Raw genomic sequence first — 6,947 nt, 5'->3', positions numbered from 1 at the left:
GTCCTACCTGTTTCACCGGATCGAAGACCGGCTCGATGGCGCGCCCACCCTCATCATCATCGATGAAGGCTGGCTGGCGCTCGACGACGCCGCATTCGCCAGCCAGCTGCGCGAATGGCTAAAGACGCTGCGCAAGAAGAACGCCTCGGTCATCTTCGCCACCCAGTCGCTGTCCGACATCGATGCCTCGCCGCTGGCGCCGGTGCTGATCGAAAGCTGCCACACACGGCTATTGCTGCCCAACGAGCGCGCCATCGAGCCGCAGATCGGCGCGGTCTATCGGCGGTTCGGCCTGAACGACCGGCAGATCGACATCCTCGCCCGCGCCACGCCCAAGCGGGATTATTACTGCCAGTCCCGGCGCGGCAACCGGCTGTTCGAGCTGGGCCTCTCCGATGTCGCGCTCGCGCTGTGCGCAGCGTCAGCCAAGGCCGACCAGCCCACCATCACCGCCATCCATGCCGAACATGGGAGCGATGGCTTCCTGGCCGCCTGGCTTCGGCACCGCGGCCTTGGCTGGGCCGCAGACCTGATCCCCGACCTGACCCTTGAGGAGAATGACCAATGACCGGCAAATCCCGCGCTCTGCGGCTCGCGGCCGCAGGCCTGATGAGCGCCAGCATCCTCCCCATGACACTGCCCGCACCGGCGCACGCCATCGTCGTGTTCGATCCCTCCAACTACACCCAGAATGTGCTGACCGCTGTGCGCTCGCTCAAGCAGGTGACCAATCAGATCACCTCGCTGCAGAACGAAGCACAGATGCTGATCAATCAGGGGAAAAACCTCGCCAGTCTGCCATACTCGGCGCTCAGCCAGTTGCAGCAATCCGTCCAGAAGACGCAACAGCTGCTCGCCCAGGCCCAGTCGATCGCCTATGATGTCCAACAGATCGATCAGGCGTTCCAGCAGCATTATGCCCATGTCGATCCCGCCGCCACCGACCAGCAGCTGATCGCCAATGCGAAGTCCCGCTGGCAAACCAGCGTGGCAGCGCTCCAGGATGCGATGCGGGTGCAGGCGGGCATCGTCCAGAATCTCGATGCCGGCAAAGGCGAGATGGCCGCGCTCGTCGGCCAGAGTCAGGGAGCGGCCGGTGCCCTGCAGGCGGCGCAGGCCGGCAACCAGATCCTCGCGCTTCAGGCGCAGCAACTGGCTGACCTGACTGCGGTGACCGCCGCCAATGGCCGTGCACAGGCGCTTCAGGCCGCCGAACAGGCCGCCGCAGCCGAACAGGGGCGCGAACTGCGCAAGCGGTTCCTGACGCCGGGCACCCAGTATCAGCCGGGTCAGGCCAAGATGTTCTACGAGTGAGGCGGCGATGGACAATCGCACCCTCGTGCGCATTGGCGCATTCGCGTTCATCGGCATCGCCGTCACGCTGACCGCCGTGCAATTCACCGACAGCGGACGCCGGGAAGAGCCGCCCGTGGTGGCGCCCGTGTCGCACAGGCCGGACGCACGTCGCGCGGCGCTGCGCGCCTGCCGCGACATGGGGGAAGCGGGGTCGCGCGATCCCGCCTGCCTCAGCCTCTGGTCTGAAAACCGGGACCGCTTCCTTGGGCAGAACGCCGAACGGCAAGAACCTGCCTTCCATCCCGAACCGGAGGGCTGAGCATGGCCGGCACCGGCATCATCGACCAGTTTCTGGAGGTGTTCACCTCCTATATCGACGCAGGCTTTGGCCTGTTGTCCGGCGAGGTGGCGTTCATCGCCACCACCCTCATCGTCATCGACGTAACGCTTGCCGCCCTGTTCTGGTCCTGGGGCGCCGACGACGACATCATGGCGCGCCTCATCAAGAAGACGCTGTTCGTCGGCGTATTCGCCTATCTCATCTCCAACTGGAACGCACTAGCGAAGATTATCTACGAGAGCTTTGCCGGCCTTGGCCTCCTGGCCAGCGGCTCCGGTCTTCCGCCCGAAGATCTGCTGCGTCCCGGCAAGGTGGCACAGATCGGGCTCGATGCCAGCCTGCCGCTGCTGGAATCTGTCTCAGACATGCTGGGCTGGGTGTCGTTCTTCGAGAATTTCATCCAGATCATCTGCCTGCTGTTTGCCTGGGCGCTGATCCTGCTCGCCTTCTTCCTGCTGGCGATCCAGCTGTTCGTGACGCTCATCGAGTTCAAGCTGACGACGCTCGCCGGGTTCGTGCTGATCCCGTTCGGCCTGTTCGGCAAATCCGCGTTCATGGCAGAGCGCGTACTGGGCAATGTCATTTCGTCCGGCATCAAGGTGCTGGTGCTCGCCGTCATCATCGGCATCGGCTCGACCCTGTTCTCCACCTTCACCCAAGGGTTCGGCGGCGAAATCCCTACCATCGACGAGGCCATGACCATCGTGTTGGCCGCTCTGTCGCTGCTGGCGCTGGGCATCTTCGCGCCCGGCATCGCCAATGGCATCGTGTCAGGCGGGCCGCAGTTGTCGGCAGGGGCTGCCGTCGGCACCACGATGGCAGCCGGCGGCATGGTCGCCGCAGGTGTCGCCACTGGCGGTATGGTGGCAGCCGGAGGATCTGCCGCTCTTCGCAGTACCGCAGCCGCTGCCCGTGGCGGCGTATCCATGGCAGCGGGGGCTGCCGAGGCCTATTCCGCGGGAACAGCCGGGCGCAGCGGCATGTCGACGGTTGCTGGCGGTATTGGCAATGTGGCCCGCACCGGCGCGCAAGCCGCCGTATCTCCCCTCCAGCGCTGGGCTTCCGGCGGCACGTCAGCAGGCAGTGCAGCATCTGCCGCGTCCGGCGAAGCTCCGGCCTGGGCCAATCGCATGCGTCGCTCCCAACGCCTCGCGCACGGCACCCAGGCCACCCTCCACGCCATTCGCTCCGGCGACAGCCATGGCGGCGGTGCCTCCATCTCCCTGTTTGAAGGAAATAGCTGATGTTCCGGCGATCCGCCGTCCACTATGGCAAAACCCCCGAGCCCGAAACGCCCTATCAGCGCGCAGCCCAAGTGTGGGACGACCGCATCGGTTCGGCCCGTGTGCAGGCGCGCAACTGGCGGATGATGGCATTCGCCTGCCTGGGGCTTGCCGGTGGCCTGTCTGCAGCGCTCGCCTGGCAAGCTACGCGCGGCACCATCGTCCCCTGGGTGGTGGAGGTCGACAAGCTCGGCCAGACCTCTGCCGTCGGGCCGGCGACCGAAGGGTTCCTGCCATCCGATCCGCAGATCGCCTATCAACTGTCGCGGTTCATCGAGCAGGTGCGCGGCATTGCCACCGACCCCATCATCGTGCGGCAGAATTGGCTGCGCGCCTATGACATGACAACAAGGCGCGGCGCGGTGGTGCTCAGCGACCTTGCCCGGGCCAATGACCCGTTCTCGCGCGTCGGCAAGGAGCAGGTGTCGGTCGAGGTCAACTCGGTCATCCGCGCCTCACCCTCGTCGTTCCGTATCGCCTGGACCGAACGAACCTATCGCGACGGTGCGCTCGCCGACACCGCCCGCTGGAGCGCCATCCTCACCGTTGCCGTGCAACTGCCCAGCGACCCCGAACGCCTGCGGGCAAACCCGCTGGGCATCTACGTCGACGCCATCAACTGGTCGAAGGAGCTTGGATCATGATCCCGCCATCATATGTCCTGTCGCTGCTGCTGTGTGCGTCCGCCATCACCGGGTGCGCCGCAACGGCACAGCCCGCACCGGCGTTGGAAGTACCATCGGTTGCATCGTCTGTGGCGGGTTCCCCGATAATCGATGTACTTACACCCCGAATTGTGGCGGTTCCTCTGCCGCTGCCGGGACAGCTCAAACCTCTCGGCGCATCAGCGCGGCCGGCGGAGCCGGCCTCGCCAGCCACTCGTATCCTGCAGGCCAACGCCGCCGCCCGCATGGAACCTGTCCGCGACGGGTTCATCAATGCCATGCAGGTTTGGCCCTTCGTCGATGGCGCGCTCTATCAGCTCTATACAGCGCCCGGCCATGTGACCGACATCGCGCTTGAACCGGGCGAACGACTGGTCGGGCCCGGCCCTGTCGCAGCCGGTGACACCGTGCGCTGGGTCATCGGCGACACCGAAAGCGGCACGGGTGCCCTGAAGCAGGTTCACATCCTCGTGAAGCCCACTCGCTCCGATATCGGAACCAATCTGGTGATCAACACCGATCGCCGCACCTATCATCTCGAACTGCGGGCGACCGAGCGGACATGGATGGCCTCCGCACGCTGGGATTACCCGCAGACGGCACTGCGGGCGCCGCCGCAGGGACAAGCGGAAGCGGAACGGCCAGTCCTGATCGGGTCAGACCCCACCAGCCTCGACTTCGGCTACCGCGTGACCGGAGACCGGCCGGCATGGCGACCGGTCCGTGCATTCAACGACGGCCAGCAGGTCTATATCGAGTTCGATCGCGGCATCGCCCAGGGCGCGATGCCGCCGCTGTTTCTGGTCGGCTCCGACGGGAAGTCGCTGGAACTCATCAACTACCGCGTTCGTGGAAACTATATGATTGTCGACCAGCTGTTTTCGGTGGCCGAACTGCGGATGGTGAGCGGCAGGAAGCAGACACGTGTCCGCATCCTGCGCGATGCTGGTCTTCGGCCATGAGCGACGATCCGCCGCCAGCTGATGCCCCGCGGGCCGCAGCCCCGGATGTTGCTTCGAGCGCGGGCGTTCCCACCGAACGCCCGCGCCTCAAGGAAGCTGCCGATGCCATGCGCCTGCGCCCGGCGCTGCCGCCGGTCACGCGACTGTCCCGCAAAGCCCTGCTGGCGATTGGCGTCGCCGTCAGCATTGGTGTGGGTGGAGCACTGATCTATGCCCTGAAGGGGCGAGAAGCCGCAGAACGACCAGCGGAACTGTTGCCCACCGACAACCGCAGCACAGCCGATGGCCTTGCCCAGCTCCCACGGGATTACAGCGGAATTCCGCGCCTGGGGCCGCCGCTGCCCGGCGACCTCGGTCGGCCGATCCTGCGGGCGCAGCAACAAGGCAAGGATGTCCCGGTGCCGGGCATCAATGCTCCCTCGTCGGGCTCCCAGCCAGTCAATCCGGAAGTCCAGCAGCGCCAACTGGAGAGGGAGACCGCGCGGACAGCCCGGCTGTTTGCGGCCGGCAACATCACCGCCGCCCCCGAAGCGGCTTCGGCAGCGATGGACGAACTACCTGCGGAAGTGGGTCAGCAGGCGGGCAGCGCCCAGACTGGAACGACGGTGGATCCTCGCGAAGCATTTCTAAATCGCCGAGCGGCACCCACCACCTCCGCCGAACGGATCACCGCGCCATCTTCGCGACAAGTCCTTCAGGCCGGCGCCATCATACCCATAGCCCTGCTCACCGGCATTCGCTCCGACCTGCCGGGGCAAGTGACCGCGCAGGTGACGAGCAACGTCTACGATAGCCCAACCGGTCGGATCGTCCTGATCCCGCAGGGAACGCGGGTGGTGGGCGACTATGATTCCGGCGTCACATTCGGACAAAGGCGGGTGCTGCTCGCCTGGAACCGTCTGATCTTGCCCGATGGCCGTTCCTTGGCGCTCGATCGCCAGCCCGGGACCGATGCGCAGGGGCAGGCCGGCATGCAGGACGGCGTTGACCGCCACTGGGGCCAGATGCTGCGCGCCAGCCTTCTGTCCACCATATTGGGCATCGGAACCGAACTGGGTTCAGGATCCGACGACAGCGACCTCGTTCGCGCATTGCGTCGGGGAGCCGCCGACAGCGTCACCGATATCGGCCGCCAGATCGTGGGCAGGCAACTCGACGTGGCACCCACGCTCACCATTCAGCCCGGATTTACGGCACGTATCCTCGTCACCCGCGACCTCGTGCTGGAACCCTATGGAGAGGGACGATGACAAAGTTGAAGCTCGGCGCAATCGCCGACGACAGGCCAGTCAAACTGACCATGGAACTCTCAGCCCACCTGCACCGCGACCTTGTCGCCTATGGCGAGCAGATGGCGCGGGAAGCTGGCGCTCCGGCGCCCGAACCGGCCAGGCTGATACCGGCCATGGTAGAGCGGTTCATTGCAACTGATCGGGCCTTCAGGAAGGCCAGACAACGGGGGCAATGACACACCACTATCTCCAGTGGCCGCTCGACTCAGCCAATTCGATCAAGCGCAAAAGGGCGGGGTTGTCGTTATCGCGCGACCAGATCGCACTGAACGGCAGTGTTTCGTTGGCAACCGGCACGAAAACAACGCCGCTGGGCTTCATGGGTGTCGTCGCCTCGCTCGTCAGCGTCAGTCCCATCCCCAAGGCGACCATATGGAGCAGATTGTCTCGGCCAACAGCCTGTCGGCGAATATCCGGATGGCGTCCCAGCCCCGCCAGGCGCTGCACGAGATAGTCGTGGATTTCTTCTCCCGGCGCAGCCTCGCTGACCAGAAAGCGCTCGTTCGCGAGAGCCCTTAGCTCAATGGTTTTTCGGTCCGCAGATGGATGCGTTTCAGGTAGAACCGCCATTACCCGCTCCACCCAGTACTGCCTGCTCTCGCAGCCTGTCCATTGTTCGGTGCCCGTCAGGAATGCAATGTCCAGATCATGCGTCCGGATAGCGGCGATAAGGTCGCCTGGCTTGCCTTCTACAATGTGCATAGCGACACCGCCGTGCCGCTCACGGTACTGCCGGAATAACTCGGGCAAGAAGCCGGACGCCAGCGACGAGAAGATGCCGATCCTGAGTTCGCCCGTGGATACTTCGGCGCGTTGATTGGCCGCATCCTTCGCGAGATCAAGTTGCAGGAGTGCATATTGCGCGCGGGCAACGAAGGCCTGGCCGGCTGACGTCAGTCGAATACCGCGAGAGCTTCTGACGAACAGTTGCACGCCGAGTGTCTGCTCGAGATCGCGGATATGGCGACTGATCGCAGACTCCTGCACCCGCAATGCCAACGCTGCCGCCCGGAAGCTTCCGTGATTGGCAGCAGTAATCATATATTTTATCTGCTTCAATAACATACGCATACAGACTTGAGTTCGTCGGCTTTCGTTCTTGATGGCAG

9 protein-coding genes are annotated in these 6,947 nt (G+C 64.7%); 8 read left to right on the top strand and 1 reads right to left on the bottom strand.

Annotated features, from left to right (window positions below):
- From FJQ54_RS07360 to FJQ54_RS07325, 8 genes are all read left to right on the top strand, one after another.
- The coding region (locus tag FJQ54_RS07360) for a TraG/VirB4 family ATPase (protein ID WP_456238790.1) at positions 1 to 568 on the top strand (568 nt) is incomplete at its 5' end.
- A complete protein-coding gene (trbJ, locus tag FJQ54_RS07355; protein ID WP_140927775.1) occupies positions 565 to 1,314 on the top strand; it encodes a P-type conjugative transfer protein TrbJ in 750 nt (249 codons plus the stop codon). The genes FJQ54_RS07360 and trbJ, both read left to right, overlap by 4 nt.
- A 7-nt stretch (positions 1,315 to 1,321) precedes the next feature.
- Complete coding sequence (trbK-alt, locus tag FJQ54_RS07350) at positions 1,322 to 1,615, top strand: putative entry exclusion protein TrbK-alt (protein WP_140927774.1); 294 nt, start codon at positions 1,322 to 1,324, stop codon at positions 1,613 to 1,615.
- A gap of 2 nt (positions 1,616 to 1,617) precedes the next feature.
- On the top strand, positions 1,618 to 2,880 hold the full coding sequence (gene trbL / locus FJQ54_RS07345; protein WP_140927773.1) for a P-type conjugative transfer protein TrbL: 1,263 nt from the start codon (positions 1,618 to 1,620) through the stop codon (positions 2,878 to 2,880).
- Positions 2,880 to 3,563 carry a conjugal transfer protein TrbF gene (gene trbF / locus FJQ54_RS07340; RefSeq protein ID WP_140927772.1) on the top strand — a complete coding sequence of 228 codons (684 nt, stop codon included), beginning with the start codon at positions 2,880 to 2,882 and terminating at the stop codon, positions 3,561 to 3,563. Before trbL ends, trbF begins: the two co-directional genes overlap by 1 nt.
- Positions 3,560 to 4,546 (top strand): P-type conjugative transfer protein TrbG, encoded by a 987-nt coding sequence (trbG, locus tag FJQ54_RS07335; RefSeq protein WP_140927771.1) that lies wholly within the window; start codon positions 3,560 to 3,562, stop codon positions 4,544 to 4,546. Before trbF ends, trbG begins: the two co-directional genes overlap by 4 nt.
- Positions 4,543 to 5,796 carry a TrbI/VirB10 family protein gene (locus FJQ54_RS07330; RefSeq protein ID WP_140927770.1) on the top strand — a complete coding sequence of 418 codons (1,254 nt, stop codon included), beginning with the start codon at positions 4,543 to 4,545 and terminating at the stop codon, positions 5,794 to 5,796. The genes trbG and FJQ54_RS07330 overlap by 4 nt, the downstream gene beginning before the upstream one ends.
- Positions 5,793 to 6,014, top strand: coding sequence for a DUF2274 domain-containing protein (locus FJQ54_RS07325; RefSeq protein ID WP_140927769.1), 222 nt, complete (start codon positions 5,793 to 5,795; stop codon positions 6,012 to 6,014). The genes FJQ54_RS07330 and FJQ54_RS07325 overlap by 4 nt, the downstream gene beginning before the upstream one ends.
- Before the next feature lie 7 nt (positions 6,015 to 6,021).
- On the opposite strand, the gene FJQ54_RS07320 is transcribed toward FJQ54_RS07325, so the two are convergent.
- On the bottom strand, positions 6,022 to 6,909 hold the full coding sequence (locus FJQ54_RS07320) for a LysR family transcriptional regulator (protein ID WP_140927768.1): 888 nt from the start codon (positions 6,907 to 6,909) through the stop codon (positions 6,022 to 6,024).
- Positions 6,910 to 6,947 lie beyond the last annotated feature (38 nt).

It is taken from the genome of Sandaracinobacter neustonicus (genome assembly GCF_006385875.1).
Classification (GTDB): Bacteria; Pseudomonadota; Alphaproteobacteria; order Sphingomonadales; family Sphingomonadaceae; genus Sandaracinobacteroides; species Sandaracinobacteroides neustonicus.
The sequence above is the reverse complement of the archived record's forward strand: the minus strand, read 5'-3'. Positions and strand labels throughout refer to the sequence as shown.